The organism is Pseudophaeobacter sp. TrK17 (assembly GCF_042192375.1).
In the GTDB taxonomy this organism is placed as follows: domain Bacteria; phylum Pseudomonadota; class Alphaproteobacteria; order Rhodobacterales; family Rhodobacteraceae; genus Pseudophaeobacter.
This window is the reverse complement of record NZ_CP071700.1, coordinates 564,920-590,873: the sequence shown is the minus strand read 5'-3', so window position 1 is coordinate 590,873 and position 25,954 is coordinate 564,920. Positions and strand designations below refer to the sequence as shown.

Here is a 25,954-nt window from a genome sequence, read left to right as displayed (position 1 = left end):
CAGCCTTTCCTGCCAGTCAGCGACCTCTCAGCCGCCCCACCGTGCCGCGTCTCCGCCGCCGGTAGAGGGGGTTCTAAGTATAACCCAGAGAACCCGCAACCCAAAAACCAATCAAATCACAACTTTCTGCAAAAGAAATGTGAAATAAAAACAAAATCAATATCTTACCACACAAACCACCCCCACACCCACACCCCAGACATCCTCAAAAACAGCCCCCACAATCCACAAAACAACCAAAATCCAACTTACCCACAACATTACCCACAGACTCACCAAAAGGAATCAAAACAAACAACACAAACCCCCAGAGAAAAAAACGAAAGAGCAGCAAGTACTGCACCAGCGCTTGCAACCGGGCTGGGCAGCCAGAAGCGCATCACCTGCATCGCCCAGGGAACAGGGTCAGCCCTGCAAAGCGTCCAGACCGGCGGCAAGATCTTTGTGCATGCCTACCGCTTCCATATGGTGGCGCAGGCGTTGGTTGTAGCCGCCGGGCGTATTCAGGGCCGTGAGCAGATCCTCAGCAACGCTGCCAGCCAATGAACTGGAAATCAGCATCCGCAAAAAGGCTTCTCCCTGGGCCGGGTCCGAAACACGTTGCCCCAGCCAGTTGGCCGCCTCCGCCGTTAGCCGCGCCACAGGCGACAGGACAGCCTGGGCACAGAGGTAGGCGTCCAGCTCGCCTGCATCGCGCAGCATGAACAGGGTATTTTGCGGCGCAAAGATCCGGGTCAGCAGCTCAGCATCCCCCAGCGCCATGATGGCGGACCCGCCTTGAGCAATGCCCGGGAAAGGCATCATCACCGCCGCAGCCTGAGCCGGGGCAACCAGCGCAGCGACCTGCTCCAGGTCAGCACCCGCCATAAAGGAGACCACATGCAGATCTGCTGGGAAGGTCAGGCGATCAAGGATGGCAGGGGCGGCTTGCATCATCAGGCCAAGGAAGACCACCTCGCTGTGATCCAGGATCTCTTGCAACTCGGCGATCTGCACTTCTGGGATCTCCGCAGCGAGGGCATCTGCGCGCGCCTTGCTGCGGGCACTGATGCGGATGTCATGGCCCTGACCGGCCAACCCACGCACAACAGCAGAGGCAATGGTTCCGGTGCCGATAAACCCAAGACGCATGTCAGATATCCTTTAGCAGGCGCAGGGCATCATAGATGGCCGCATGGGTATTGCGCGCCGCCACCGCATCGCCGATGCGAAACAGCTGAAAGCCGCCATCCGGGTTGTTGGTAATGCTTTGCGGGCGTCCATCGATCAGGGCGCTTTGATCTACTTCACCCCGGTTGGACGACAGCTCTTTAAGATCAAAGTACAGCTCGTCCAGCGGCAGGGTGCCGTAGTTCACCACCACCTGATCATACTGTGCCTCGGTTGTGTGGCCGCTGTAGTCGGTGCCAATGGTCGCCGTCAGCTGGTTGCCGCTAGGTGTGACCGAAAGCAGTCGCCGGGTGACGGTAAAGCGCACGTCCTTATCTTGCAGCGCCCGCATGTAGGGCACCAGGTTCATCGCCATGATATCAGGTGCAAAGGTGCGATCCGGGGTCATCAGCTCTACCTTGGCACCGGCATTGGCGGCGACCTCTGCCGCCATCACCCCAGGGTGATCGCCGCTTTCGTCATAGATCAGCACATTTGTCCCCGGCTTTACATCGCCCGAGATAATGTCCCAGCTGGTCACCACATTGGCGGCCTCCTCTCGGGTTTCGTGCAACATGCTGTTGGGCATGCCGCCGGTGGCGACGATCACCACATCCGGGTTAAGCGCCGTGACATCCGCCGCCTCGGCCCAGGTGTTGAAGCGGAACTCCACATCGCGGGCCGCACATTGCGCCATGCGCCAGTCGATGATCGAGATCATCTCGGCGCGGCGCGGGTTCTGCACCGTCAGGCGGATCTGGCCACCAGGATCGGGCTGTGCCTCAAACACTGTCACCGCATGGCCACGCTCTGCTGCCACCCGCGCCGCCTCCAGCCCGCCGGGGCCGGCACCGATGACAACGACTTTCTTTTTCTCCGGGGCTGGTGGAATGTCATGGGGCATCGTCACTTCGCGCCCTGTGGCTGGGTTGTGAATGCACAGGGCCTCACCCGCCTGATAGATCCGATCCAGACAATAGGTGGCGCCAACGCAGGGGCGGATATCATCCTCGCGGCCTTCGATGATTTTGCGCACCACATGGGGATCCGCCATATGCGCCCGGGTCATCCCCACCATATCCAGCAGCCCGGCCGAGACCGCGTGGCGCGCCGTGGCCACATCGGGAATTTTGGAGGCATGGAACACCGGCATCCCGGTGGCGGCGCGCACCGATCCGGCGAAATCCAGATGCGGCGCATTCTTCATCCCCTGTACCGGGATCATATCGGTCATCGCCGGATCGGTATGGATACGCCCACGGTTGACGTTGAGAAAATCCACCTGGCCAGTCTGTTTCAGGATCTTGGCAATCTCCACGCCCATTTCAGGGGTGATGCCGCCGTCATGGGCCTCATCCGGGGCAAAGCGCACCCCAAGTACAAAATCGTCGCCGACGCGCTGTCGCACGGCGGCAATAATATCGGTGGTGAGCCGCATCCGGTCCTCCAGGTGGGCCCGTCCATAGGGGCCATCCAGATCATTGGTCAGCGGCGAAATGAACTGGTCCAACAGATGGCCATGGGTCATGATCTCAACCCCGTCCATACCACCGGCCTTCATGCGTTCTGCCGCATCGGCAAAATCAGAAATGATGCGGGAGATATCCCAGTCTTCCGCCAATTTGGGGAAAGCATGATGGGCCGGCTCGCGGTGGCGGGTGGAGGACACCGCCGGCAGCCAGTCGCCCTTGTTCCAATGGGTGCGACGCCCCAGGTGGGTGAGCTGGATCATCACCGCCGCGCCGTGGTCATGCACCTGATCGGTCATGTTGCGGATCCAGGGCACCACCTCGTCCTTGTAGGCGAGGATATTGTTGAACACCGGCGGGCTGTTGCGCGACACCGCAGCCGAGCCCGCCGTCATGGTCAGCGCGACCCCGGCCTTGGCCCGTTCTGCGTGATAGGCCGCGTAGCGCTGTTTTGGCATGCCCTCTTCGGGATAGGCTGGTTCATGGCTGGTGGTAATAATCCGATTGCGCAGGGTCAGGTGTTTCAATGTGTAAGGCTGCAAAAGCGGGTCGTTGGACATCGGGTCTTCTTTCTGGGGTAACGGCCTTGAAGTGGTCTCAGTGAACTGGCATCCGACGTATAAGTACACCCCGGATGCCAAAAAGCAGGGTCAATACCAAGCGTCTGGCATCGCGGTTTTGGTTTTGGTGATGAACTCCCGCAGCGCCTCATCGGTGCCGGGGTCCAGATCGGGGGCTTGATAGCTGGCCAGCTGCGCCTTCCAGCGGCTGTTGGCGCGGGTGGCGGCATCAACGCCCCCCTGCTCATCCCAGGTCTCCCAGGGCTGCTGGTCATCCATGGCGCTGTCCCAATAGGCGCTCTGGTAATGGCGCAGGGTATGCTGAGTGGCAAACAGATGCTGCCCCGGCCCGCCTTCGGCCAGCGCCTCAAAGCCCAGCGTGTCCTCATTCACCTCAAAGCCTTTGAGGTAGGCGTGCAGGGCACCGCAGAGATCCGCATCCAGGATGAATTTCTCGTAGGACATCGACAACAGCCCGTCGAGAAACCCGGCTGAGTGCAAAATGAAGTTGGCGCCACATTGGACCGCAGACATCATCGACATCATCGCCTGCTGCATCGCCTGCCCGTCTGGCAGTTTTGAGGTTGAAAAGTTGCCTGCACAGCGCAGCGGCAGCTGCAGGCGGCGCGCCAGTTGCCCCATGGCAAGCGAGCCCAGCGCGGGCTCTGGCGTGCCAAAGGTGGGCGAGCCTGTGCGCAACGACATCGAGCTGATGAAAGAGCCCAGCACCGCAGGTGATCCGGGGCGCACCAACTGGGTAATGGCGCAGGACACCATGCTTTCTGCCAGACATTGCGCCACCGCCCCGGCAGTGGTCAGCGGCGACACCGCGCCGCCCAGCAAAAACGGCAGATGGATCGACCCCTGCCCCGCCGCCGCATAGATACGGATACCCCGCGTTGTCACCCCGTCCATCACCATCGGAGAGGTGGTATTGAAGTTGCCCATGATCACGCAGTTCTGGTCGACAAAATCGGCGCCAAACAGAATGCGGCACATCTCGATACTGTCCTCCGCCCGCTCTGGCGCGGTGATGGATCCCAGAAAGGCGCGATCGGAATAGCGCATATGGGCGTAGACCATATCCAAATGGCGCTTGTTCACCGCCACATCCGTTGGCTCGCAGATTGTCCCGCCGGAATGGTGCAGGTTGGGACTCATCTGCGCCAGCTTCACGAAGTTCTCAAAATCCCCGATGGTGCCGTAGCGCCTGCCCTTATCGAGATCCATCACAAAGGGCGATCCATAAGAGGGCGCAAAGACCATGGCATCACCGCCGATCTCGACTGTGTTGGCGGGATTGCGCGCCACCTGGATAAACCGCGCGGGCGCCGTCGACAGGATATGGCGGATCATCCCCGGCGCAAACTTCAGGTTCCAGCTCTCTGCGGTGATGTCTGTGACCTGGGCCCCGGCGGCACGAAACAGTTCCACCACCTCCGGGTCGTCGCGAAACTCGATGCCAATCTCCGCCATGATCCGCTCTGCCGTGGCTTCGATCTGCTCCAGGCTTTCCTCAGACAGGATATCATAGGTCGGGATGTTACGGCTGATGAAGGGTGTCTTTAAATACGCATTCTGACCCGGTTCGGCAGAGCGGCCCTCGCCACGACGGGACCGGCGCCCCCGTGTTTTTACCTGCGCGTCACTCATGCCTTTGGCCTCCCGAGAACTGTACAACTCGACACATGTGTCGATGAGGCGGTCATACCTGTCAACTCTATTGCGACAAACCGATGTCGGTGTTAGGACATTGGCATGAATATTCAGAACCCTTCCCGCCCGCCGACCTCGGAAGAGGCCTGGCTGACAGCCGCGTATGACGAGCTGACCAACAATGGCGTGGAGGCGGTGAAAATCATGGCGCTTGCCAAACGGCTTGGGGTCTCGCGCACCAGCTTTTACTGGCACTTCAAAGACCGCGAAGCACTGCTGGAAGCGATGTTTCAACACTGGGAAGACAAGAACACCGGCAATCTGGTGGCCCGCACCGAGGCCTATGCGGCCAATGTCTCGGAGGCGATTTTTAACCTGTTTGACTGCTGGCTGGATGCAGACCTGTTTGATGCCGCTCTGGATCTGGCGATCCGCAACTGGGCCCGCAATGACGCGGCGCTGCAACTGCGGCTGGATCAGGCGGATGCGCGCCGTGAAGCGGCAATGACGGCGATGCTGCAGCGGTTTGGCTATAGTTTAGACACCGCTCTGGTGCGGGCGCGGACCATGATCTACACCCAGATCGGCTATATCTCGATGCAAATCCAACAGCCCGAAGAACGACGCATGGCGCGGATGCCTGACTATATCGAGGTCTTCACCGGCCAGCGCCCGGCGCAGGTGGATATTGATCGCTTTATGGCGCGCCACCAGAGCACAGAAACGCCGCCTACAGCTGAGTAAAATCAGCCTGGCGGGTCCGAAAGAACCGCTTCAAAGCCGCCTTCAAGCTCCGCACCTTGGCAGATTGCAGCAGATCCTGATGGCTGAGCACCCAGATCGGGGCATAGTCCTGCGGCTCCAGCCCCGGTAGCGGCTGCAGCTCTGGATCGCTCCGCCCCAGATACACCGGCATGCGTACCACCCCCATACCGGCCTTGGCCGCTGCGATTAGCGCGGTCATGTCGTCAAACCGCGCCCGAATGCGATAGTTCGGATAAAGCGCTAGCGCCGCCTTGGGTGGGGCCTCCTGCTCACTGTAAATCACCCAATCCAGCAGGGCTTGCGGGTCCGATTTGGCCTGCGCGATGGTTTCAGGCCGGGCAAAACAGGTGGTTTTCTGGTCCGCCAGACGCACCCCCACCAGACTATCCCCAGGGGATTTGCTGATACGGAGCGCCAGGTCCGCCTCGCGCCGGGTCAGATCCAACACATCATTGGTGGCGCGCACCGTCAGCGCGATCCTGGGGTTCTGTCGGCAGAACTCTGCCAGAAAAGGCGCCAGATGGGTCTGGATCAGCAATTGCGGCGCGGTGAGCGTCAGGGGGCCAGACAGCCCCTGGTCCCGCCCTGACAACTGACGCAATGCTGCCTGTTCCTGCTGTTCCATCCGAGCGGCGGCTCTGGCCAGGTCTTCGGCTTCGGGACTGGCCAAGTAGCCTTCGGGGCGGCGCTCAAACAGTGGGCGGCCCAGCATTTCTTCGGCGCGCTGCACCCGGCGCGCCACCGTGGTGTAGCTCACCGACAGCGCCTCGGCGGCCCCGGCCAGTGTTCCGGCCCGTACCAGCGCCAGGATCGTGCGCATGTCATCCCAGTTGATCTGCATACCATGCGTTTTTGCATGGATAACACTCAAATGCATGTGTTTTCTTGCGCCCGCCCTTCCCCCATCTGTTTGCCATCACTGAGAAAAGGAAAAAACATGGCATATGTATATGTAAACCTGGTGCTGGAAGATCCCGAGATCATGGCAGCCTACCGCGAGAAGGCTGGGGCGGCTTTGCAAAAGCACGGGGCCAAACCACTGGTTTCCACCCCCAACCAGACTGTTATCGAGGGCAGCCGCGACAAAACCGGCATTGGGGTGATTTTGCAATTCCCCGACGTTGCCGCCGCCAAGGCCTGGATCAATGATCCTGAGTTACAGGAAACCCATGCCCTGCGCCGCGCCGCCGGTCAGTCAACCATCACCCTGTTGGCTTGACCGCAAAAGCGCGCGCTCCCGCCCGTCGGGCGCAGGGGCAAGCCCCGCCCCCTCCCGTTGGGCCCAGCGCCGGGCGTTGCCCGGCGAAGAAAAGAAAATGTGCTGAGATGCGATTGAGGGGCAAATATGCCGCTCAATGCGCCTGATCAAATTTAAGATCTGGAGCTTTGCCCTCAAGGACAAGCCGCGCAACGCGCGGGCCCTGCCGGGCTCCTTGACCGCAGGTCTCCACAGTGGGCACAGACAGTGGGCACAGAGGGTACGGCTAAAAGAAAGGGCGCGACATCCAAGATGTCGCGCCCAATGGTATAAGCTGCAGAAAAACGCCCGCTATTGTGCTGCGATCTGGCCCTCGGCTTTTTCGATTTTCACCGCCGCAAATTTGAACTCAGGGATTTTGCCGTAGGGGTCCAGCGCCGGGTTGGTCAGGATATTGGCGGCGGCTTCGACATAGGCGAAAGGCACAAACACCATATCCTCGGCGATGGCCCGGTCTGCACGGGCCATGATCTCAATCGAGCCGCGACGGGTGGACAGACGGACCATATCCCCAGGCTCCACCCCCAGAGCGCGCAGGGTTTTGGGATGCAATGAACAGTTGGCCTCGGGCTCAACCGCGTCCAGCACCAGCGAGCGCCGGGTCATCGACCCGGTGTGCCAATGTTCCAGCTGCCGCCCGGTGGTCATGATCATCGGATAGTCCGCATCCGGGGCCTCATCCGGTGCAATCACACTGGCGGGCGTGAAGCGCGCACGCCCGTCAACCCGGGGGAAACCATCGCCAAAGACAATCGCCTGACCAGGGTCCGTTGCATGCAGCGACGGATAGGTGATGGTCTCGGTTTCCAGGCGCTCCCAGGTGATATTGTCCAGCGACTTCATGTTGAGCTTCATCTCGGCAAAGACTTCGGAGACATCGGCGTAGTCCCAGGGCAGGCCAATGCGCTGCGCCAGCTCGACGGTGACTTTCCAATCTTCGCGTGCCTCACCCGGAGGCGCCACAGCGGGACGAACCCGCTGCACCTGGCGGTTGGTGTTGGAAACGGTGCCGTTCTTTTCATAGAGCGCCGAGGCGGGCAGGATGATATCGGCAAAGTTTGCCGTTTCCGTCAGAAAGATATCCTGCACGATCATCAGGTCCAGCTTGGCAAAGGCCTCGCGGGCGTGATCGGCATCAGGGTCGGACATGGCCGGGTTTTCACCCTGGATATACATACCCTTGATGTTGCCCGCATAGGCCTGGTCCACGATTTCGGTCACGGTGAGGCCTTTCTCGTTGGAGAAATCCCCCCCGCCCCAGACATCGGTAAAGCTTTTGCGGATGCCGTCATCCATAACCGACTGATAATCCGGCAGGAACATCGGAATGAGGCCGGCATCAGAGGCACCCTGCACGTTGTTTTGTCCGCGCAGAGGGTGCAGACCAGCGCCCGGTTTACCGACGTTGCCGGTCATCAGCGCCAGACTGATCAGGCAGCGTGAATTGTCGGTTCCGTGGATATGCTGGGAAACCCCCATGCCCCAGAAGATCATCCCCGCATCGGCCTTGGCAAAGAGACGCGCGGTACGGCGCAGCTGCTCTGGTTCGATGCCGCAGATTTCGGACATTTTTTCCGGGGTGAAGTCTTTTAGATGGGCCTTCTCGGCCTCCCAGTTTTCGGTGCGCAGCTTGATGTAATCGGCGTCGTAGAGCTCTTCTTCGACGATGACATGCATGATTGCGTTCAACATCGACACATCCGCACCGGGGCGGAATTGCAGCATCTCAGCTGCGTAGCGGCGCATGCCGACGCCGCGCGGATCCATCACGATCAGCTTGCCACCGCGTTTGGTGAACTGTTTGAAATAGGTCGCCGCGACGGGATGGTTTTCGATCGGGTTGGAGCCGATGATGATCGCCACATCAGCGTTTTCGATCTCGTTGAAGGTCGCGGTCACCGCGCCTGAGCCGACGTTTTCGATCAGCGCCGTCACCGATGAGGCATGGCAGAGCCGGGTACAGTGATCGACGTTGTTGTGCTTGAACCCCTGGCGGATGAACTTCTGGAAGAGATAGGCCTCTTCGTTGGTGCATTTGGCCGAGCCAAACCCGGCAACCGATTTGGGGTCTTCATCCCGCAGAGCTTTCAGGCGGGTGCCTGCCAGCTCCATGGCTTCTTCCCAGCTGGCTTCGCGGAAATGGGTGGCCAGATCACCGGGATCGACGTTCAGCCCCTTGGCAGGGGCATCATCGCGGCGGATCAGCGGTTTGGTCAGGCGGTGCGGATGGTGGATATAGTCAAAGCCAAAGCGGCCTTTGACACAAAGGCGGCCTTCATTGGCGGGGCCGTTGATGCCCTCCACATGTTTGACCTTGCCATCCTTGACCTTGAGGCTGACCTTGCAGCCCACCCCACAGAAGGGGCAGACGCTTTCGGTCTCAGAATCAAAGTCCTGCAGATCGCCAACGCCCTGATCATCCAGCACGGCGGCGGGCATCAAGGCCCCTGTGGGGCAGGCCTGCACACATTCACCGCAGGCCACGCAGGACGAGCCGCCCATGGGATCCGCAATGTCAAAGGTTGGATAGGCGTCGTGACCCCGGCCGGCCATGCCGATGACGTCATTTACCTGAACTTCGCGACAGGCGCGCACACAAAGCCCGCAGGAGATACAGGCATCCAGGTTGACGCTCATCGCCACATGGCTTTCGTCAAGCAAGGGAATGCGGCCTTCTTCCAGTTTAGGGAAACGCGACTCGGAAACCCCGTTCAGCGCCGCCATATCCCATAGGTGCGAGGACTTATCATGCGCCTCTTCCTGCTTGGGCTGGTCCGCGACAAGCAGCTCCATCACCATTTTACGGGCGCCTTCCGCGCGGGCGTTATTGGTGGTGACCACCATGCCTGGGCTGGGTTCGCGAATGCAGGACGCGGCCAATGTGCGCTCGCCCTCGATCTCGACCATGCAGGCGCGGCAGTTGCCATCGGGGCGATAGCCCGGCTGTGGCTTGTGGCACAGATGCGGAATTTTCAAACCCCGGCCATTGGCGACTTCCCAGATGGTCAGGCCTGCTTCGGCTGTGACCTGCTCGCCATCGAGGGTGAATGTGATTTTATCGCTCATGGCTCAGACCTCTTCCATCTGGTGTGTCACGCGGAGGGCAGCGCCCGTCCCGGGGTGGGCGTGAAGCGCCCGCCCATGGGGGCGGGTCGGGCGCTGCCCGGCGAAACCCGCCGGGCGGAAGATCTCAGTTACGCTGTACATCTCAGACCTCCTCGGGGAAGTGTTTGATGGTCAGACGGATGGGATTGGGCGCAGCCTGGCCCAGGCCGCAGATCGAGGTATCAACCATGGCAGCGCTCAGCTCTTCCAGCAGACCCTGGTCCCATTTCTTTTCGCCCATCAGTTTGACGGCTTTTTCGCAGCCCACCCGGCAGGGGGTGCACTGGCCGCAGCTTTCATCTTCAAAGAAACGCAGCATGTTCAGCGCCGCATCGCGGGCCGAATCCTGGTCCGACAGCACCACAACAGCAGCAGAGCCAATGAATGTGCCATGGGGCTGCAGAGTGTCAAAATCCAAGGGCACATCATGCATCGAGGCAGGCAGTAGACCCGAAGACGGGCCACCCGGCTGATAGGCCTTGAAGGTGTGACCCTCGAGCATGCCGCCACAGGCCGCAATAATATCAGTGATGGTGGAACCCGCAGGCAGCAGATGTACGCCGGGGTTCTTGACACGACCGGAGACCGAATAGCTGCGCAGGCCCTTGCGGCCGTTCTTTTCAACCGAATTCAGGCACTCGGGGCCTTCGCGGTTGATCTTGCAGACCCAGTACAGGGTCTCGACGTTATGCACGAGCGTTGGTCGGCCAAAGATCCCCACCTGCGCCACAAAGGGCGGGCGGTGGCGTGGCTCGCCGCGTTTGCCCTCAATCGACTCGATCATGGCGCTCTCTTCGCCACAGATATAAGCTCCCGCGCCACGGCGCAGATCAATATATCCGGGCTCGACAAGGCCAGCCTGTTCCAGCGCCTTGATCTCGGTTGCCAGAATCGCCAGCACAGCAGGGTATTCATCGCGCATGTAGATAAAGGCTTTTTCAGCCTCAACCGCCCAGGCCGCCATCAGCATGCCTTCCAAGAAGACATGTGGGGTGCGCTCCAGATAGTAGCGGTCCTTGAAGGTGCCCGGCTCGCCCTCGTCACCGTTGACGGCCAGATAGCGCGTGCCTTCATTGGCGCGTACAAAGCCCCATTTGGTGCCCGATGGGAACCCCGCGCCACCCAGACCCCGCAACCCGGCCTCTTTGATCTTGGCCTGAACCGCTTCCCAGTCGCCGCCCGCACGCAGATCTTTTAGCACCGCGTAACCGCCGTCGGCCTGATAATCTGCCAAGGTTTCATAGGCAGGGACATGCACATGGGTGTCCTCTGCCGCAATGGCCGCCTGCACTTTTTCGACGGTGGCGTGGTCAATGTGGTTATGGCCGATTTCCAGCACCGGAGCGGTGTCACAACGGCCCATGCAGGGCGCCCGCAACACACGGACTTGTGACGCATCCAGGCCCTCTTCCAGGGCCTGTTGCAGCTGCTGGGCGCCGGCCATTTCGCAGGACAGGGAATCGCAAACGCGAATGGTCAGCGCGGGCGGCGGTGTCTCGCCTTCCTTGACCACATCAAAATGGGCATAGAACGAGGCCACCTCGTAGATCTCTGCCTGGCCCGTGCGCATCTCTTCCGCCAAGGCACGGATATGGGCGGCGCTCAGATGGCCATAGGCATCCTGGATCAGGTGCAAAAACTCGATCAACAAATCCCGATTGCGGGGCCGATCACCCAGAAGTGCCAGAACCTCGCTATGTGCCTGATCCTCCAGCTGGCGACCCTTGGGCGTTTTGCGCCCCTTGCCTTTGCCGGATTTCCAGACGCCCTTGCTATTGTCCAATGGTGCCACGCTGACCTCCAAAAATTTCGCACGTGCCTTTTCTCGGCAAATGTCATCAGGAAATCATATCGTCAAATTGTATGTGCGGAATGCGCAATAACGAAAGCTTATTGCATAAAGGCGGCAACAACCCGGCGCAAAGAGGCGACGGTGGTCAGTTCCGGAGTGCGCTGCAGACAGGCGAGACAGAGTGGGCGTGCCTGCGATTCCATGTCTCCAGCGCTCATCAGGTCAAGCACGCGGGTGCCGGCGATCTCTCCCAAGGCATCCGCCAGGGCCCGTGGCAGAATGGTCGCCACCGCGCCTTCGCGCGCCATAATTATCGCTGACATAAAGCCGCTGGATTCAGACATCACGTCAGGTTTGACCTCCAGGCCAGCAAAGATACGGTCGAGAATACGCCGGTTTTGCATCCCCGGCTCCAGCAGGCTGAGGGGCAGAGCGGCGGCAGCCTGCCAGCTGATGCTTTCACCCAGATGCGCCACCATGGGTTCCGGGGCCAGCAACACATAGCTTTCTTCATACAGATGGGTGGTTGCGACCAATCCGGGCGGCACGCTATCGCTATAGGTCACGCCGGCGTCGATGGTACCATCCAGGATGCGCTGCTGAATCGCCATTGAGGTGGTGACATCAATGTGGACCAAAACCCGTGGATGCACCTCGTGCAAGCGGTTCACCACCTGAGCCGCAAAAGCGGTCGCAGTGGGCACCACCCCCAACATCAGGGTTCCGGTCACTTCCCCCCGCGAGGCTGAAACCTCTTGCTCCAGTGCTTTGGCGTCATCCAAAATCCCGCGCGCCCGGCGCACGATCATCTCGCCTTCACCTGTCAAACCCTGAAACCGGTTGCCCCGCCGAACAATCGAGAGGCCCAGCTTTTCCTCAAGGTTGCGAATGCGCATGGAAAAGGCCGGCTGGGACATGCCGCAGTCTTTGGCCGCCTTGGCAAAATGCTTATGCCGGGCCAGAGCCGTCACCAATTGTAAATCTCTGAGTTCTATCATTCTGTGACCATAGGGCCGAGACCCAACCAGAGGCAATCGCGGCAATCTGCCCGGGACTGAAAACCCGCCAGTTTGGACAGCCTGCACCGGCCGCGCCGAAGCGCGGGAGGCCGCACTACAAGCCCCATTTGGCAAGACCGTTCACACCTGGGTCATTTGATCAAGAGTGGTCAAACCGATTCTACGCTCTCTAGGGGTTTTAAATGAGGAAACCCCCACCCTAGGCTGCATTTCACAGGGCTTAGCCGCCAGCGCCGCCGCCGCCTAAAGACCCAAAGTACGAAGAAATGTTCCTAATTTTGTGCAAATACCGCACCAAGTTTCATGCGAAAAACTCACTCCCTGCACCCCAAAATAAATTTAAATGATGCAAAATCAATCACCTATCAAGCCATTGCCACATTGGGACTTAAAACAGGCCGGTTTCAAGACAGGCCCTTTCTAACAGATGGTCCTGCCCCTCGCTGGCTCCGGATCTGCCCGAACTTGGTCAGTTAAGACCTCGGTAAGTCACAAACCATACTCTTGGACCACCCAAAATTGGACGGACACCTCTAAGGAGTGACTAATGCGTACCCTAACGATTGCATCTTTGTTTTCCCTAATCGCCATGCCCGCCTTTGCTGCAGATTATAATGCGGCAATGGAGAGCTATCTTGAAACCAATATCCGCAACTGGGCTCAGACTCCCGTGTTGGTCGAAGCCATTGCCAACCAAAACAGTGAAACGAGTGGCATGAGCCAAGCCGATGTTGACGCTCTGGATCTCCAGTGGCGCGCTGAAGTTGGTACAGACCAATCGGCTTTGATCAGCGACGTCCTGAGTAACGATGCTGCAGACTTCCTGCGCACTCAGATTGAATCCTCAGGTGGCCGGATCACCGAGATTTTCATCATGGATGCACAGGGTCTGAATGTCGCGGCCTCTGGCACGACATCAGACATGTGGCAAGGAGACGAAGCCAAATTTCAGATGACTTATAGCGTTGGCTCGGATGCCGTCCATTTTGGCGAGATTGAGCTGGATGAATCCAGCCAACGATATCAAGCCCAAATTTCCCTGACGATCGTTGATACGGAATCTGGTGCCGCAATTGGCGCCATGACCGTAGGCGTCGACGCTGACTCCTTGATGTAACGTTAATCCAGCAAGCAGCTCTGCGCATTTATCTAATAAAGGTTAAAAAATGAAAGCCCGCATACCCTCGATTCCCCTATTCAAAGGCATGTCAGTCTTCATGAAGTGCTGCTTGCTCATCGTCGCGACCACAATGGTTGTATCTGGCGCGCTTCTGGTAAGGACCGACGCCACATTTGATGCCGCCGTTGAAAAGGGTGTGCATACCCTGGGCAATGGCGTCACCATTACTGTCGCCTCCCGCAGTGGTGGCTCCATCCGCTTTGGTGATGCAGATCGGCTTTCGGCGGATATCCTGAAAATTCTTGAGCTCTCCGACGGGCGTGCCCTGTTTGGTGCGGCGATTAACAGCAAAGGAAAAGTCGTCGCCACTGCCGGGGACGCCAGTGAAGCAGATATCGAGGCCCTGACCCTTTTGGGCATTGCTTCTGCGGAATCCGGTGCATTGGAAACCAGCGCCGACGGCTATTTCATCGCTGCACCTGCGATGGCCGGTGCCAATGCTGACGTACTGGTTGGATCGGTAGCCATGATCTGGTCGCCCGAACGCGCCTTTGCCGAGGCCGCCCCAGGCCAGACAATGACACATATCTTTGCGGGGACTGCTTTTGTCATCATGTGTCTGCTGTCGGTATTTGCCCTGCGCAGAATTCTGTCACGCCCCCTGAAAACCGTTGGCGAGACCATCGATGTGATCGCCGATGGCGACTATACCCAGCCCGTCCCACTGCTGGACCGCCGCGACGAAATGGGCGCTATTGCCCGCACCATCGACAATTTGAAAACCCAGCTCACTGCGGCCCAGGCGGTTGAAGAAGAACGCCAGCAAGCTCAGGAACAGCAAAAACATGTCGTCGACCGGTTGAACCGTGCCCTGCAAAGCATGTCAGAAGGTGATCTGACACAGGCCATCAATACGCCGTTCAAGGGCGAATATGAGAGCCTGCGCACCAACTATAACACCACGCTGTCTACCCTGGTTGGGATCATGAATGCGGTTGTGGAAAGCACTACTCGGATCCGCGCCAATGCAGAAGAAATCAGCCAATCCTCTGCCGATCTGTCGCAACGGACCGAAAGCCAGGCAGCCACCCTGGAAGAAACCGCTGCGGCGATGGAACAGCTCACCGTGAGCGTGAAATCCGCAGCAGAGGGTGCAAAACAGGTGGAAGTCATTGTTGAGGAGGCCCAGAGTGGCGCCAAGCAAAGTGGCCAGGTTGTCACCGATGCGGTCAATGCCATGTCCGAGATCGAGACCTCTTCGAACCAGATCTCGCAGATCATCTCGGTGATTGACGATATCTCCTTCCAGACCAACCTTCTGGCGCTCAACGCCGGGGTTGAGGCCGCCCGTGCAGGCGAAGCCGGTCGTGGGTTTGCCGTGGTTGCCTCCGAAGTGCGCGCCCTGGCGCAGCGCTCTTCCGATGCGGCACAGGAAATCAAACAACTGATCTCCGAAAGCTCGCAGCATGTTTCCAAAGGTGTGGATCTGGTCGGCAAGGCCGGCAGCGAGCTGGAAAGCATCATCAGCCGCGTTGGGACAATCTCCAACCATGTGGCAGAGATTGCCCAAGGCGCCAGCGAACAGTCCACGACACTGCTGGAAATCAACACCGGCGTTTCGCAACTGGATCACGTGACCCAGCACAATGCTGCTATGGTCGAAGAAAGCACTGCTGCCAGCCAGATCCTGCGCAACGATGCAAGCGAGCTGGCCAATCAGGTTTCGGTCTTCAAGACCGGCAACGACCGGACTATGGCACCCGTCCAGTCTGCCTCTCCGGCGCCTGCTCCGGCAGCACATAGCGAGTTCCACGAATCCGAAGATGATTTCTTCGCCGAGGACTCCTCCTCATCCGCTCTGCCAGCGGCTGTCGGCTGGGACGATTTCTGACCCAGGCCAAAGTGCAAATCTACAAGACCGCGCAGGCCCCGGCCCGCGCGGTTTTTTGTTGAACGATCTCGGCAGCCATTTTCAACTTCCAGTGATTTCGCGCGCCTCCTATGGAACTTCGCGCCCCCGCGACCTATCTTGGCCGCACCAAACAATGCCCGCGCGCCACCGCACCGCCATGGGTATTGTCTCACTCCACTGGCGCCAAAAGCCGAGCCTTCGGCAGCCGCACAAAAGGATCCCCACATGAACACGCAAGACCGGCCATCGGCACCTTCAACAGCCCAAAGCCCCACCCCGTTGCGTATCGACGTGGTGTCCGACGTGATGTGCCCCTGGTGCATCATTGGCTACCGCCAGCTTGCCACGGCACTAGAGGCCACCGACACAGACTACGAGCTGCACTGGCATCCCTTTGAGCTGAACCCGGAGATGCCCGCCGAAGGTCAGAACCTACGGGAGCATATCGTCGAAAAATATGGCGCCACCCCCGAGCAATCGGAGCAGAACCGCGCCCAGATGACCAAACTGGGCGAAGATCTGGGCTTTGACTTTCAGTTCGAGCCCGAGATGCGGATGCACAACACCTTTGACGCCCATCAGTTGCTGCACTGGGCAGAAACGCAAAACCGCAAACACGCGTTGAAACAGGCACTGTTCTCGGCCCATTTCACCCATCACCGGGATCTGTCGGATACCTCTGTTCTTGCTGATATCGCGGCAGAGATCGGGCTGGACCGGGACACGGCCCTGGAGGTGCTGCAGGATCAGCGTTTTGCAGGCGCCGTGCGGGAGGTGCAGAATTTCTGGCGCAGCCAGGGTATCCAAGGCGTGCCCGCAGTTATCTTTGATCAAAAACACCTGGTCAGCGGCGCTCAAGGGGTTGAGAACTTTACCAATATCCTGGGACAACTGGCCGAAATCCGTCAGAGCTGAGGTTCCGCCGTATCAGGTCCGAGCGGCGTATCACGGCAAAATCACGGGCCGCGGCGCTCATCAGGCTGGTCGGACATTTCGACCAGCCAGCGCCGGACCTGCTCCACCGCCTTGCTGCGCTTTTTGCGCGGCTCCGCCAGCAGATAAAACGCCTTGTCACCCTGCAGCACTTCGGGGGTGACCTGAACCAATGTGCCTGCTGCCAGATCGCGGGCCACCAGGAACCGGGGCACCAAGGCAAGGCCCTGGCCAGAAATGGCCGCGTCAATGGCCAGCGCCACCTGATTTAGCCGCAGCCCACGCCCTGCCTGATCTTCGACCCCCAGTTGGGCCAAAAACTGCGGCCAAAGATCGTGGCCATCATGCAGTTTTGGCAGCTCCGCCAGCGCAGGCGGCGCGAGCTGTGCTGCCTGCGCTCCGGCCAGATGCGGCGAGGCAACAGCGATCACATCCTGACGGAACAGACAGATGGCCTCCAGCGCGGCCCCAAAGGGCGGCGCCCCCTGTCGGATCGCCAGATTGATCCCCTCGCTATGAAAACTGGACAGTTTTTCCGTGGCCATGATCCGCAGATCGATCTCCGGGCAGACCTCGGAAAACGCGGGCAAGTTGGGGATCAACCATTTTGCAGCAAAGGCCGGCGTAACGCTGATCAGTACTTTTCCCGGCTCGGGTCGCAACACCTGCGTTGCCGCCCGCAGCCCGTCGAAACTGGCGGCCACCGCCGCGTGGTAGCCACGCCCCGCCGTGGAAAAGGCAAGCCCCTTGGCGTGGCGCTCAAACAGCGCCATGCCGAGATGGGCCTCCAACAGACGCACCTGTTGCGCCACGGCGCCCTGTGTCAGCCCCATCTCCTGGGCCGCGAGACGAAAGTTCAGATATCGCCCCGCAACCTCAAAGGCCCGCAGCGCGTTCAAAGGGGGGAGTACATCCATATGCCAGTAGTATTTCTACTGGGAGAAGGGATCAATTCTGAATCGTGGCCTTGGTGCCTCACACCTATGTTGTGACCAGATGAAGATGGAGATCACAATGTCTGTAGGAAAAGTAGCACTGATTACCGCTGGCGGCAGCGGTATGGGCGCGGATGCGGCCCGTCGCCTTGCGGCGGATGGCTTCAAGGTGGCCATTCTGTCCTCTTCGGGCAAAGGCCAGGCCCTGGGCGCGGAGCTGGACGGCTTTGGGGTTACCGGATCTAACCGCGACCCGCAGGCCCTGCAAAACCTGGTTGAGGGCGCTATGCAGCGCTGGGGCCGCGTCGATGTTTTGGTAAACTCTGCCGGGCACGGTCCCAAGGGGCCTGTGCTGGAAATTTCGGATGAAGACTGGCACATGGGCATGGAGGTCTATCTGATGAATGTGATCCGCCCAACCCGGCTGGTCACCCCAATCATGCAGGCCCAAGGGGGCGGCACCATCCTCAACATCTCGACCTTTGCCGCCTTTGAACCCGATCCGCTATTCCCGACTTCGGCAATCTTTCGCGCCGGTCTGGCGGGCTTTACCAAGCTGTTTGCCGATAAATACGGCCCCGAAAACCTGCGTATGAACAATATCCTGCCAGGCTTTATCGACAGCCTGCCCGAGACCGAAGAGCGCAGAGCCCGCATTCCATTGGGGCGTTATGGCCGCACCGAGGAAATCTCGTCGTTGATTTCCTGGCTGGCCTCGGATCAGGCCGGCTATATGACCGCCCAGAACCTGCGCGTGGACGGAGGATTGACGCGCTCGGTCTGATCGAGATGAGGCGCATGCCCCGACAAATCTGGCAGCATGCGCCAACTCCCCTCCCTGACTGCCAGCCCGGCCTCCTGCGCCAAAAGGCCAGCGTGTCGCACCCTTGCTGGGCAAGTTGCACTTGTTCTCAGCTGCGGTTTGCTCAAACATAAGCGCTATATTTTACTGGAGGATTGTGGAATGACCTTTGCAAAAACGCTACTTGGCGCCGTTGCGGTACTGGCCCTGTCTGCCCCGTTAGCACTGGCCGATGAGCTGCTGGCCGACTATGTCGCCTTTATCGGACGCGATGATCTGCACAACTCCAAAGGTGCACGGCTCAGCGAACCCTGGCAAATCCTGCGGCAGGACCGGGCCAATTATCACCGCTTTGGCATTTCGCAGCCTGGCGATGAATGGGATCCGGTTTTTGAGAACAAGAACAATCGCGCGGTGATGGAACGCATGATCCAGCACGGGTCCATCTCTGCCTCCGCCGGGCGGGACATCGTCCGGGGCGGTGTCATGGTCAGGGTCAAGGTCTATGACGGCGGCAAGCGCGACTACGTGCGCGTCACGGTCACCCGCTAGACTGGCCTCTTTCTGAAGGTTGCCCCCTGTCTGAAGGCTGCCCCCCGTCTGAACCGCGCAGGCGCCACAGATAGTAGATAAGGGCTGGAATTTCGCGCAGCCAGAACTTCACCACTCTGCGCCCTGCAGTGCCGGTCATTGCAGGGCAATCAGCCTGCGCCGCATAGCCAAAATGGCGCGCCGTCAGCAGCGCCCGCCATTTGTGATAGAGATCGGTCACAATCACGATCTCCGGCCAGCCCAAATCGGCCAGTATGGGGCGGATATTGCGCAGGTTTTCCAAGGTGGAATGAGACTGATCTTCCAGCAGAATGGCAGCCTCAGGCAGGCCTTCGTCGCGACAAATCTGCCGCATGACTTCTGCCTCGCGCGGCGGGAACCGCCCCAACCCGCCACAGCAGATCACATGGGTGACCCTGCCCTGGCGAAACAGCTGCACTGCATGCAGGCTGCGGCGCCGCAATGTTGGCGAGGGCTGGCCGTCGCTCTGAACAGCTGCGCCCAGAACAACCGCAACGCTCACCCGCCATACTTCTTTTGCGATTTGCCCCGATAGGCCCGCGTTCCGGCCTTACCCGCGCTGGAGCGACCGCGTGATTTCACTGCCGCCTCAGAAGCCTTCTCCACCGCATACTGGCGCGCCATCGGATCGTCCGACACCGCCAGATCCACCGCTTCCAGGCGCTTGACCTCGTCGCGCAGGCGCGCGGCTTCCTCAAATTCGAGGTTTTCGGCAGCCTTGCGCATCTCATCGCGCAGCCCGTTCAGGTGGGCCTCAAGATTGGCGCCATGCATCGGCTTGTCGATATTGGCGGTGACGCGGTTCATGTCCACATCCCCCTGGTACAGACCCGCCAGAACATCCTCGACGTTCTTTTTCACCGTGGCCGGGGTGATGCCGTGCTCCAGATTGTAGGCAATCTGCTTTTCACGGCGCCGGTTGGTCTCCCCCAGGGCCCGCTCCATCGAGCCGGTGATTTTATCGGCATACATGATAACGCGACCTTCCGCGTTACGTGCGGCCCGGCCAATGGTCTGCACCAGGGAGGTCTCCGAGCGCAGGAAGCCTTCCTTGTCGGCATCCAAAATCGCAACCAAGCCGCATTCGGGGATATCCAGCCCCTCGCGCAGAAGGTTGATACCAATCAGCACGTCAAAGGCGCCAAGGCGCAAATCGCGCAGGATTTCGATCCGCTCCAGGGTGTCGATATCCGAATGCATATAGCGCACCTTGATGCCCTGTTCATGCAGGTATTCGGTCAGATCTTCGGCCATGCGTTTGGTCAGGGTGGTGACCAGCGTGCGCATGCCATTTTCAGTCACCTTGCGGACCTCATCCAGCAGATCATCCACCTGCATCTTGACCGGGCGGATCTCAATCTCTGGCTCCAGCAGCCCCGTTGGACGGATCACCTGTTCGGTGAAAACCCCGCCTGCCTGATCCATCTCCCAGGCCGCAGGGGTTGCGGAAACAAACACCGATTGCGGCCGCATCGCGTCCCATTCCTCGAACTTGAGCGGCCGGTTGTCCATGCAGGAGGGCAGCCGGAAGCCATGCTCTGCCAGGGTAGATTTGCGCCGGAAGTCACCTTTGTACATGCCGCCAATCTGCGGCACCGAGACATGGCTTTCATCGGCAAAGACAATGGCATTGTCAGGGATGAATTCAAACAGGGTTGGCGGCGGCTCACCAGGGCCACGACCGGTCAGATAGCGCGAGTAGTTTTCGATACCATTGCAATGGCCAGCGGCCTCCAGCATTTCGATATCAAAGTTGCAGCGCTGTTCCAACCGCTGCGCCTCCAGCAGTTTGCCCTCACCGTTGAATTGGTCCAGCCGCTGCTTCAGCTCTTTCTTGATGGAAATAACCGCCTGATTTAGCGTTGGTTTTGGCGTCACATAGTGAGAGTTCGCATAGACGCGGATCTGTTCAAATGCCCCGGTCCGCTCACCCGTCAGCGGGTCAAACTCGGTGATTGCCTCCAGCTCCTCGCCAAAGAAGGACAGCTTCCAGGCGCGATCTTCCAGGTGAGCGGGGAAGATTTCCAGCGTGTCGCCACGCACCCGGAAAGAGCCGCGCTGAAAGGCCTGATCGTTGCGTTTGTACTGCTGCGCCACCAGGTCAGCCATCACCTGACGCTGGTCGTATTCCGCGCCGACCTTCAGATCCTGGGTCATCGCCGAATAGGTCTCAACCGAGCCGATCCCGTAGATACAGCTGACCGAGGCGATGATGATCACATCGTCGCGTTCCAGCAAGGCCCGCGTCGCCGAGTGGCGCATCCGGTCGATCTGTTCGTTGATCTGGCTTTCTTTCTCGATGAAGGTATCCGAGCGCGCCACATAGGCCTCGGGCTGGTAATAGTCATAAAAGGAGACAAAGTATTCCACCGCATTGTCGGGAAAGAAGCCTTTGAATTCGCCATAAAGCTGCGCCGCCAGGGTCTTGTTTGGCGCCAGAATAATCGCCGGACGCTGGGTCTCTTCGATAATCTTGGCCATGGTGAATGTCTTGCCGGTGCCGGTGGCGCCCAACAGCACCTGATTACGCTCGCCCTCCTTTACCCCGGCGCTGAGTTCCGCAATTGCAGTTGGCTGATCGCCAGCCGGCGAAAACTCGGTATGCATGACAAAGGCCTTACCGCCTTCCAGCTTGGGGCGCTGCACGGCGTCACGCTCAACCATATGCACAGACTGCTGTTCTGGCGTCTTGGCTGCGGATTTGTCTGAATGGGCGTAGGGCATCCGGCTCTCCTGTGAGTCGCGCTGATTTTGGTCTGTTTTTGTTCTTGTTCAAGGGGCATTTGTTGTAATTTCGGGCGCGGGCCTGTTGCCGCAGTGCAAAACCTGTTGAATACGCCGGATTTGTCACCTTGTAGCAAAGGCCGATTGGGCGCATAAATGCGCCAAGACGAGTCACGAGGAGAGCCCATATGCGAGCGCGGATTTACCGGCCAGCCCGAAACGCCATGACATCCGGAATGGCCAAGACCCGCAAATGGGTATTGGACTACGCCCAGGCAAGTGCACGCGAAGTCGATCCTTTGATGGGCTGGACCTCTTCCTCTGATACACAAAGCCAGGTCCGCCTGCGCTTTGACAGCAAAGAGGCCGCGCTGGAATATGCGCAGGACCACGGAATTGATGCCGAAGTGATCGAGCCAAAGGCGCGCAAGGCCAATATCCGTGACGGTGGCTATGGTGAAAACTTCGCCACCGACCGGCGCGTTCCCTGGACCCACTGACCGGCCTCCAACCGGATGGAGATCCGAACCTCAGATCCAACGCTTCCAGCGCTGCGCCCTCTTATTGAGGGCAATCAAAGCCATGGCGCTGCTGCAACCGCTGCGGACAGCGACCATACCTTTGGTGTCGAAGACCTGAGCCACCCGGCCGTACGGTTCTTTGCAGCCTTTGAGGGAGAAACAGCCCTGGGCTGTGGCGCCTTCAAAGCACTGCGTGATGGTACCGCAGAGGTGAAATCCGTGTTTGTCTGTAAATCCGCACGGGGTCGTGGGGTGGCGAAACGGCTGATGGATCATCTGGCAAGCCAAGCCGCAAAGGCAGGTTTTTCGGCGCTGGTACTGGAGACAGGATCGTCGCTGTGCCCGGAGTATGACGCAGCCCGAGCCCTATATGAACGTCTGGGCTACGCCTATTGCCCACCGATTGAAGGCTACGGCGAAGACCCGATGAGCGCCTTTATGCGGCTGCCCCTTCCTGTCAAAGGCTAACAGCCACTGGCAAGTAAACACAGGTCAGTAAACATTGGGCCGCAAAATCTTTTCAAATACCGCTGGGCGCCGCTGGTTGAGCGCTTCTGGCGTCTCTTTTGGAGATCACAGTGGCCTGAGCACGTCACCACGGCAGATTTTCTTCCTCTTTAGGTGATCCAAAATTTGCACCCACCCGTAGTGTTGTTATGATCGAGCTCGTATTAGAACATCACTCTGCTGGCCCTGCAAAAACGGGCCGTCTCAGAACAGGAAGAGCCGTGCCGCGACCAGAGCAGCCAATGTCTCAACTGACGGTCTGGCTTATCGCGGTGCGGGATCACCGGGACCGAGACGCGTTTGCCGGGCTGTTTGACTATTTTGCGCCTCGACTCAAGGGGTTCATCATGCGCAGTGGCACCAGCGCAGCCCAGGCGGAAGAAATTGTTCAGGATGTGATGCTGACAGTTTGGCGTAAGGCGGCGATGTTTGATCCCCACCGTGCGCAGGCCTCGGCCTGGATTTATCAAATCGCCCGAAACCGTCAGATTGATATAATCCGTAAAGAAAACCGGCCAGTGCCAGACGAGTTGGCGCAGGACCCCGGATCGGAACCGGATGCCAGCCAGATCCTGGCGTTTGACCAGGAGGCAGAGCAGCTCAAAACCGCCTTGGACCTGCTGCGGCCCGACCAAAAAGAGATGATAGAGAAAGCCTATATGGGGGATCTCACGCATCAGGAAATAAGCCTTCAAACCGGACTGCCATTGGGCACTGTGAAATCACGTATTCGCCTTGGCCTTGACCGTTTGCGTAAAGAACTAAAGGGGTTGCGCTAGATGCATGCAATCACACACCATATTCCAGATGATATGATGGCAGCCTATGTCGCTGGCACGCTGCCTCACCCGTTTGCAATGGTTGTTGCAACACATATTTCGCTCTGCCCGGACTGCCGGGCGGACTATGGCGCACACCAGACACTGGGGGGCGCGGTACTGCAGCGCACCGAAAATGTTGCGCTCTCTAGCAGCTTAAAATCCAACGTGATGGCGCTGCTTGATGAACCGGTGCGACCTGAACCAATATATGACGCCCGCGACATCTATCCAGGCCCAGTCATGGAAGCCCTGAAAGGCCGTTCGCCGCGCTGGAAGACACTGGGCATGGGGGTCAGACAAAGCATCCTGTCTGCAACAGATACAGGATCCGTGCGGCTGTTGTATATTCCGGCTGGGCAAGCTGTTCCCGACCATAGCCATAATGGCCTGGAACTGACCCTGGTTCTGCAGGGCAGCTTTAGTGATGAAACCGGGAGCTTTGGTGTGGGCGATGTTGAAATCGCGGATGAAGAGCTGGAACACACGCCCATAGCCGATGCAGGGGATGCCTGTATTTGCTTGGCGGCAACCGATGCGCCACTGCGGTTCAACGCCTTCATGCCGCGCTTGTTGCAACCCTTTTTCCGAATATAGGCTGCCCAGGAAACCGTTTGTGCACAGCTGCGCACCTGACAAGTGGTAGCGCTCGATGCACTGCATCTACTTAGCGCATTAGGGACTGGGCTAAATAGGGATTGGGTTAAACAGGGACTGGGCTAAACAGGGACCGGGCTAAACAGGGACCGGGCGAAAAGGCGCGATCCGCCTATTTGCCGCGATACACCAGCCAATCGGGCAGCAGCGTCAAGGCCTTGATGGCCCATGAAAACGGTCGTGGAAAATCCGTGCGAAACCGCCGCGTCTGCATGGCCCAGAGCACATGTTCTGCGGCTGTCTCTGCGGACATCAGCTGCGGCATTGAAAAATCGTTCATGTCAGTCAGGCGCGTTTTTATAAAGCCGGGGTTAACAATGCGAATGGTGACACCGCTGCCGCGCAGATCGTGGCGCATCGTTTCTGCCAGGCTGATCAGCGCTGACTTGCTTGCCCCGTAGCCAACCGCTGCAGGCAATCCCTGATACCCCGCCAATGATCCAATCAACGTGATATCGCCGCTCTCCTTTGCGACAAATTCAGGTAGGATATGGCCCAACACCCGCACAGCGCCGGAAAAATTCACCTCCAGCATGCCCAGGGCTGTCTGGCTGTCCCATTCCTGGCTACGCATCGGGGCATAGGTGCCCGCGTTGTAAACCACACCATCAATCGGCCCCAGGTTTTTTACCGCGTCCTGCACCGAGGTCGCATCGGTCACGTCCATCGCCAGCGGTGTTGCTGATCCAAGAGCCCAAGCAAGCTGTTGTAACCGCTTGCCAGATCTGGCGGACAGAACCACATGCGCCCCCGCATCAACCAGCCCCTTGGCAATCTCCCGCCCCAGGCCTTCGCTTGCGCCGATCACCCAATAGGTCTTTCCCTCCAGCGTGCTCATTATCCAATACTCGACGTCTTGCTGTCAGAAATCAGCGGTTTCGGGGGTTCTGGCTTGCGCAGGAACGGCGCGCCCTTGAGCTTTAGCTTCAGGGCCTGCCAATAAATCAATGCCACAACCCGCACCGCACCCAAAGGACGGCGAATTGCCACCCTGGCCAGGCCCGCCGTTGTTGCTGGGGTTCTCAATCCATTCAATGTGGCCAGAACCCCCTCTTCTCCATGCTCATATGAGATGCGGATATTGAAGGCGCGTTCGGTCATACCAAAGTTGAAGAGATACCGCCCGGCGACCTGCTGAAACGGCGACACATGCATCAGTTTCTCTGCCTCGATCCGGTCAGATCGCTTGATGGGGCGGAAATCGGAATGGGCGCAAAAATAGCAGTGGCGGTGGCCAAAGGTGTTGTTCACTTCTGCAATAAACGCCCGCGGTTCCCCATCAACCACGGCGATCCAAAAGCTGACAGGATTGAAGTTGAACCACAAAAAGCTCGGCTGGGTGAGAAGCAACAGCAGCGCCTGCTCTACAGGAAAGCCGCGCTGGTGCAGTTCATTGCGAAACCACACAACCCCCTGCCCCTGCCCACGCGGCCCACCATGGTGATGGTCGTGCAGCGAGAACAGATTAAAGCGGTTGCGCGACAAAAGCGGTGGCGCCGCGTGGGTCATATCCGTCAACACATAGTCGACCCCATAGCGAAAGGCGTTGGCCAGGCTGCCACGGCGGCTGTGATAGGTTTGGGCTGATACAAGTTCAATCATGTGACCATTACGGAAAACATCGGCCTCTGGATCACCGCGCTGCGAATTTCCTTTATCAAAAGTGATCCGCTTGCCGA

Annotated in this window: 24 protein-coding genes; 11 read left to right on the top strand and 13 right to left on the bottom strand. The window is 59.1% G+C overall.

What is annotated here, in order from left to right:
- Nucleotides 1-405: 405 nt before the first annotated feature.
- The 3 genes from JZI28_RS02830 to JZI28_RS02820 form a co-directional block, all read right to left on the bottom strand.
- Complete coding sequence (locus tag JZI28_RS02830; protein ID WP_375699179.1) at nt 406-1,131, bottom strand: NAD(P)-binding domain-containing protein; 726 nt, start codon at nt 1,129-1,131, stop codon at nt 406-408.
- A 1-nt stretch (nt 1,132) separates the two neighbouring features.
- Complete coding sequence (locus JZI28_RS02825; protein ID WP_375699178.1) at nt 1,133-3,178, bottom strand: FAD-dependent oxidoreductase; 2,046 nt, start codon at nt 3,176-3,178, stop codon at nt 1,133-1,135.
- Between the two features lie 90 nt (nt 3,179-3,268).
- A complete protein-coding gene (locus JZI28_RS02820) occupies nt 3,269-4,831 on the bottom strand; it encodes a trimethylamine methyltransferase family protein (protein WP_375699177.1) in 1,563 nt (520 codons plus the stop codon).
- Between the two features lie 105 nt (nt 4,832-4,936).
- Between JZI28_RS02820 and JZI28_RS02815 the strand changes: the two genes are divergently transcribed.
- The gene (locus JZI28_RS02815) at nt 4,937-5,578 is read left to right on the top strand and encodes a TetR/AcrR family transcriptional regulator (protein WP_375699176.1); all 642 of its coding nucleotides are present in this window, start codon (nt 4,937-4,939) and stop codon (nt 5,576-5,578) included.
- On the opposite strand, the gene JZI28_RS02810 is transcribed toward JZI28_RS02815, so the two are convergent.
- Entirely contained in the window at nt 5,565-6,476 is a 912-nt protein-coding gene (locus tag JZI28_RS02810; RefSeq protein WP_375699175.1) for a LysR family transcriptional regulator, read from the bottom strand. The genes JZI28_RS02815 and JZI28_RS02810 overlap by 14 nt on opposite strands.
- A 60-nt stretch (nt 6,477-6,536) precedes the next feature.
- Between JZI28_RS02810 and JZI28_RS02805 the strand changes: the two genes are divergently transcribed.
- Nucleotides 6,537-6,818, top strand: coding sequence for a DUF1330 domain-containing protein (locus tag JZI28_RS02805; protein WP_375699174.1), 282 nt, complete (start codon nt 6,537-6,539; stop codon nt 6,816-6,818).
- Between the two features lie 330 nt (nt 6,819-7,148).
- Here JZI28_RS02805 and fdhF read toward each other — a convergent pair whose 3' ends face one another.
- From fdhF to JZI28_RS02785, 4 genes are all read right to left on the bottom strand, one after another.
- The gene (gene fdhF / locus JZI28_RS02800) at nt 7,149-9,923 is read right to left on the bottom strand and encodes a formate dehydrogenase subunit alpha (protein WP_375699173.1); all 2,775 of its coding nucleotides are present in this window, start codon (nt 9,921-9,923) and stop codon (nt 7,149-7,151) included.
- A gap of 3 nt (nt 9,924-9,926) precedes the next feature.
- Nucleotides 9,927-10,064, bottom strand: a complete 138-nt coding sequence (locus JZI28_RS02795) for a hypothetical protein (RefSeq protein WP_295447372.1) — start codon at nt 10,062-10,064, stop codon at nt 9,927-9,929.
- Between the two features lies 1 nt (nt 10,065).
- Nucleotides 10,066-11,754, bottom strand: coding sequence for an NAD(P)H-dependent oxidoreductase subunit E (locus JZI28_RS02790; protein ID WP_375699172.1), 1,689 nt, complete (start codon nt 11,752-11,754; stop codon nt 10,066-10,068).
- A gap of 98 nt (nt 11,755-11,852) precedes the next feature.
- Nucleotides 11,853-12,752, bottom strand: a complete 900-nt coding sequence (locus JZI28_RS02785) for a LysR family transcriptional regulator (protein ID WP_348156306.1) — start codon at nt 12,750-12,752, stop codon at nt 11,853-11,855.
- A gap of 568 nt (nt 12,753-13,320) precedes the next feature.
- Here JZI28_RS02785 and JZI28_RS02780 point away from each other — a divergent pair.
- From JZI28_RS02780 to JZI28_RS02770, 3 genes are all read left to right on the top strand, one after another.
- A complete protein-coding gene (locus JZI28_RS02780; RefSeq protein ID WP_348156310.1) occupies nt 13,321-13,890 on the top strand; it encodes a hypothetical protein in 570 nt (189 codons plus the stop codon).
- Nucleotides 13,891-13,939: 49 nt separating this feature from the next.
- The gene (locus JZI28_RS02775; protein ID WP_375699171.1) at nt 13,940-15,784 is read left to right on the top strand and encodes a methyl-accepting chemotaxis protein; all 1,845 of its coding nucleotides are present in this window, start codon (nt 13,940-13,942) and stop codon (nt 15,782-15,784) included.
- A 246-nt stretch (nt 15,785-16,030) separates the two neighbouring features.
- On the top strand, nt 16,031-16,720 hold the full coding sequence (locus JZI28_RS02770; protein ID WP_375699170.1) for a DsbA family protein: 690 nt from the start codon (nt 16,031-16,033) through the stop codon (nt 16,718-16,720).
- A 41-nt stretch (nt 16,721-16,761) separates the two neighbouring features.
- Here JZI28_RS02770 and JZI28_RS02765 read toward each other — a convergent pair whose 3' ends face one another.
- The gene (locus JZI28_RS02765; RefSeq protein ID WP_375699169.1) at nt 16,762-17,655 is read right to left on the bottom strand and encodes a LysR substrate-binding domain-containing protein; all 894 of its coding nucleotides are present in this window, start codon (nt 17,653-17,655) and stop codon (nt 16,762-16,764) included.
- A gap of 97 nt (nt 17,656-17,752) precedes the next feature.
- Here JZI28_RS02765 and JZI28_RS02760 point away from each other — a divergent pair, with 97 nt between their 5' ends.
- Entirely contained in the window at nt 17,753-18,457 is a 705-nt protein-coding gene (locus JZI28_RS02760; RefSeq protein ID WP_375699168.1) for an SDR family oxidoreductase, read from the top strand.
- A 180-nt stretch (nt 18,458-18,637) separates the two neighbouring features.
- Nucleotides 18,638-19,027 (top strand): hypothetical protein, encoded by a 390-nt coding sequence (locus JZI28_RS02755; protein ID WP_348156325.1) that lies wholly within the window; start codon nt 18,638-18,640, stop codon nt 19,025-19,027.
- Here JZI28_RS02755 and JZI28_RS02750 read toward each other — a convergent pair.
- Nucleotides 19,017-19,550, bottom strand: a complete 534-nt coding sequence (locus JZI28_RS02750; RefSeq protein ID WP_375699167.1) for a YdcF family protein — start codon at nt 19,548-19,550, stop codon at nt 19,017-19,019. The two genes, JZI28_RS02755 and JZI28_RS02750, sit on opposite strands and share 11 nt — an antisense overlap.
- The gene (gene uvrB, locus JZI28_RS02745) at nt 19,547-21,772 is read right to left on the bottom strand and encodes an excinuclease ABC subunit UvrB (RefSeq protein ID WP_375699166.1); all 2,226 of its coding nucleotides are present in this window, start codon (nt 21,770-21,772) and stop codon (nt 19,547-19,549) included. The genes JZI28_RS02750 and uvrB overlap by 4 nt, the downstream gene beginning before the upstream one ends.
- A 188-nt stretch (nt 21,773-21,960) precedes the next feature.
- Here uvrB and JZI28_RS02740 point away from each other — a divergent pair, with 188 nt between their 5' ends.
- From JZI28_RS02740 to JZI28_RS02725, 4 genes are all read left to right on the top strand, one after another.
- Entirely contained in the window at nt 21,961-22,272 is a 312-nt protein-coding gene (locus tag JZI28_RS02740) for an ETC complex I subunit (protein ID WP_295447351.1), read from the top strand.
- A gap of 15 nt (nt 22,273-22,287) precedes the next feature.
- The gene (locus tag JZI28_RS02735; RefSeq protein ID WP_375699165.1) at nt 22,288-22,761 is read left to right on the top strand and encodes a GNAT family N-acetyltransferase; all 474 of its coding nucleotides are present in this window, start codon (nt 22,288-22,290) and stop codon (nt 22,759-22,761) included.
- A 281-nt stretch (nt 22,762-23,042) separates the two neighbouring features.
- Entirely contained in the window at nt 23,043-23,579 is a 537-nt protein-coding gene (locus tag JZI28_RS02730) for a sigma-70 family RNA polymerase sigma factor (RefSeq protein ID WP_375699164.1), read from the top strand.
- Complete coding sequence (locus JZI28_RS02725) at nt 23,580-24,215, top strand: ChrR family anti-sigma-E factor (RefSeq protein WP_295447345.1); 636 nt, start codon at nt 23,580-23,582, stop codon at nt 24,213-24,215.
- Between the two features lie 172 nt (nt 24,216-24,387).
- Here JZI28_RS02725 and JZI28_RS02720 read toward each other — a convergent pair whose 3' ends face one another.
- Together JZI28_RS02720 and JZI28_RS02715 are read right to left on the bottom strand one after the other, a co-directional pair.
- On the bottom strand, nt 24,388-25,113 hold the full coding sequence (locus tag JZI28_RS02720; RefSeq protein WP_375699163.1) for an SDR family NAD(P)-dependent oxidoreductase: 726 nt from the start codon (nt 25,111-25,113) through the stop codon (nt 24,388-24,390).
- Nucleotides 25,113-25,877 (bottom strand): DUF1365 domain-containing protein, encoded by a 765-nt coding sequence (locus JZI28_RS02715; RefSeq protein ID WP_375699162.1) that lies wholly within the window; start codon nt 25,875-25,877, stop codon nt 25,113-25,115. The genes JZI28_RS02720 and JZI28_RS02715 overlap by 1 nt, the downstream gene beginning before the upstream one ends.
- Nucleotides 25,878-25,954: the final 77 nt, after the last annotated feature.

Excerpts from the sequence above, each read along its gene's own strand:
- JZI28_RS02730 (WP_375699164.1), top strand. The coding sequence starts at position 23,043 with ATGTCTCAACTGACGGTCTGGCTTATCGCGGTGCGGGATCACCGGGAC.
- JZI28_RS02760 (WP_375699168.1), top strand. The coding sequence starts at position 17,753 with ATGTCTGTAGGAAAAGTAGCACTGATTACCGCTGGCGGCAGCGGTATG.
- JZI28_RS02795 (WP_295447372.1), bottom strand. The coding sequence starts at position 10,064 with ATGTACAGCGTAACTGAGATCTTCCGCCCGGCGGGTTTCGCCGGGCAG.
- JZI28_RS02815 (WP_375699176.1), top strand. The coding sequence starts at position 4,937 with ATGAATATTCAGAACCCTTCCCGCCCGCCGACCTCGGAAGAGGCCTGG.
- JZI28_RS02715 (WP_375699162.1), bottom strand. The coding sequence starts at position 25,877 with ATGATTGAACTTGTATCAGCCCAAACCTATCACAGCCGCCGTGGCAGC.
- JZI28_RS02735 (WP_375699165.1), top strand. The coding sequence starts at position 22,288 with ATGGAGATCCGAACCTCAGATCCAACGCTTCCAGCGCTGCGCCCTCTT.
- JZI28_RS02825 (WP_375699178.1), bottom strand. The coding sequence starts at position 3,178 with ATGTCCAACGACCCGCTTTTGCAGCCTTACACATTGAAACACCTGACC.
- JZI28_RS02770 (WP_375699170.1), top strand. The coding sequence starts at position 16,031 with ATGAACACGCAAGACCGGCCATCGGCACCTTCAACAGCCCAAAGCCCC.
- JZI28_RS02775 (WP_375699171.1), top strand. The coding sequence starts at position 13,940 with ATGAAAGCCCGCATACCCTCGATTCCCCTATTCAAAGGCATGTCAGTC.
- uvrB (WP_375699166.1), bottom strand. The coding sequence starts at position 21,772 with ATGCCCTACGCCCATTCAGACAAATCCGCAGCCAAGACGCCAGAACAG.
- JZI28_RS02785 (WP_348156306.1), bottom strand. The coding sequence starts at position 12,752 with ATGATAGAACTCAGAGATTTACAATTGGTGACGGCTCTGGCCCGGCAT.
- JZI28_RS02810 (WP_375699175.1), bottom strand. The coding sequence starts at position 6,476 with ATGCATTTGAGTGTTATCCATGCAAAAACGCATGGTATGCAGATCAAC.
- JZI28_RS02830 (WP_375699179.1), bottom strand. The coding sequence starts at position 1,131 with ATGCGTCTTGGGTTTATCGGCACCGGAACCATTGCCTCTGCTGTTGTG.
- fdhF (WP_375699173.1), bottom strand. The coding sequence starts at position 9,923 with ATGAGCGATAAAATCACATTCACCCTCGATGGCGAGCAGGTCACAGCC.
- JZI28_RS02755 (WP_348156325.1), top strand. The coding sequence starts at position 18,638 with ATGACCTTTGCAAAAACGCTACTTGGCGCCGTTGCGGTACTGGCCCTG.
- JZI28_RS02820 (WP_375699177.1), bottom strand. The coding sequence starts at position 4,831 with ATGAGTGACGCGCAGGTAAAAACACGGGGGCGCCGGTCCCGTCGTGGC.
- JZI28_RS02720 (WP_375699163.1), bottom strand. The coding sequence starts at position 25,113 with ATGAGCACGCTGGAGGGAAAGACCTATTGGGTGATCGGCGCAAGCGAA.
- JZI28_RS02805 (WP_375699174.1), top strand. The coding sequence starts at position 6,537 with ATGGCATATGTATATGTAAACCTGGTGCTGGAAGATCCCGAGATCATG.
- JZI28_RS02765 (WP_375699169.1), bottom strand. The coding sequence starts at position 17,655 with ATGGATGTACTCCCCCCTTTGAACGCGCTGCGGGCCTTTGAGGTTGCG.
- JZI28_RS02740 (WP_295447351.1), top strand. The coding sequence starts at position 21,961 with ATGCGAGCGCGGATTTACCGGCCAGCCCGAAACGCCATGACATCCGGA.
- JZI28_RS02725 (WP_295447345.1), top strand. The coding sequence starts at position 23,580 with ATGCATGCAATCACACACCATATTCCAGATGATATGATGGCAGCCTAT.
- JZI28_RS02780 (WP_348156310.1), top strand. The coding sequence starts at position 13,321 with ATGCGTACCCTAACGATTGCATCTTTGTTTTCCCTAATCGCCATGCCC.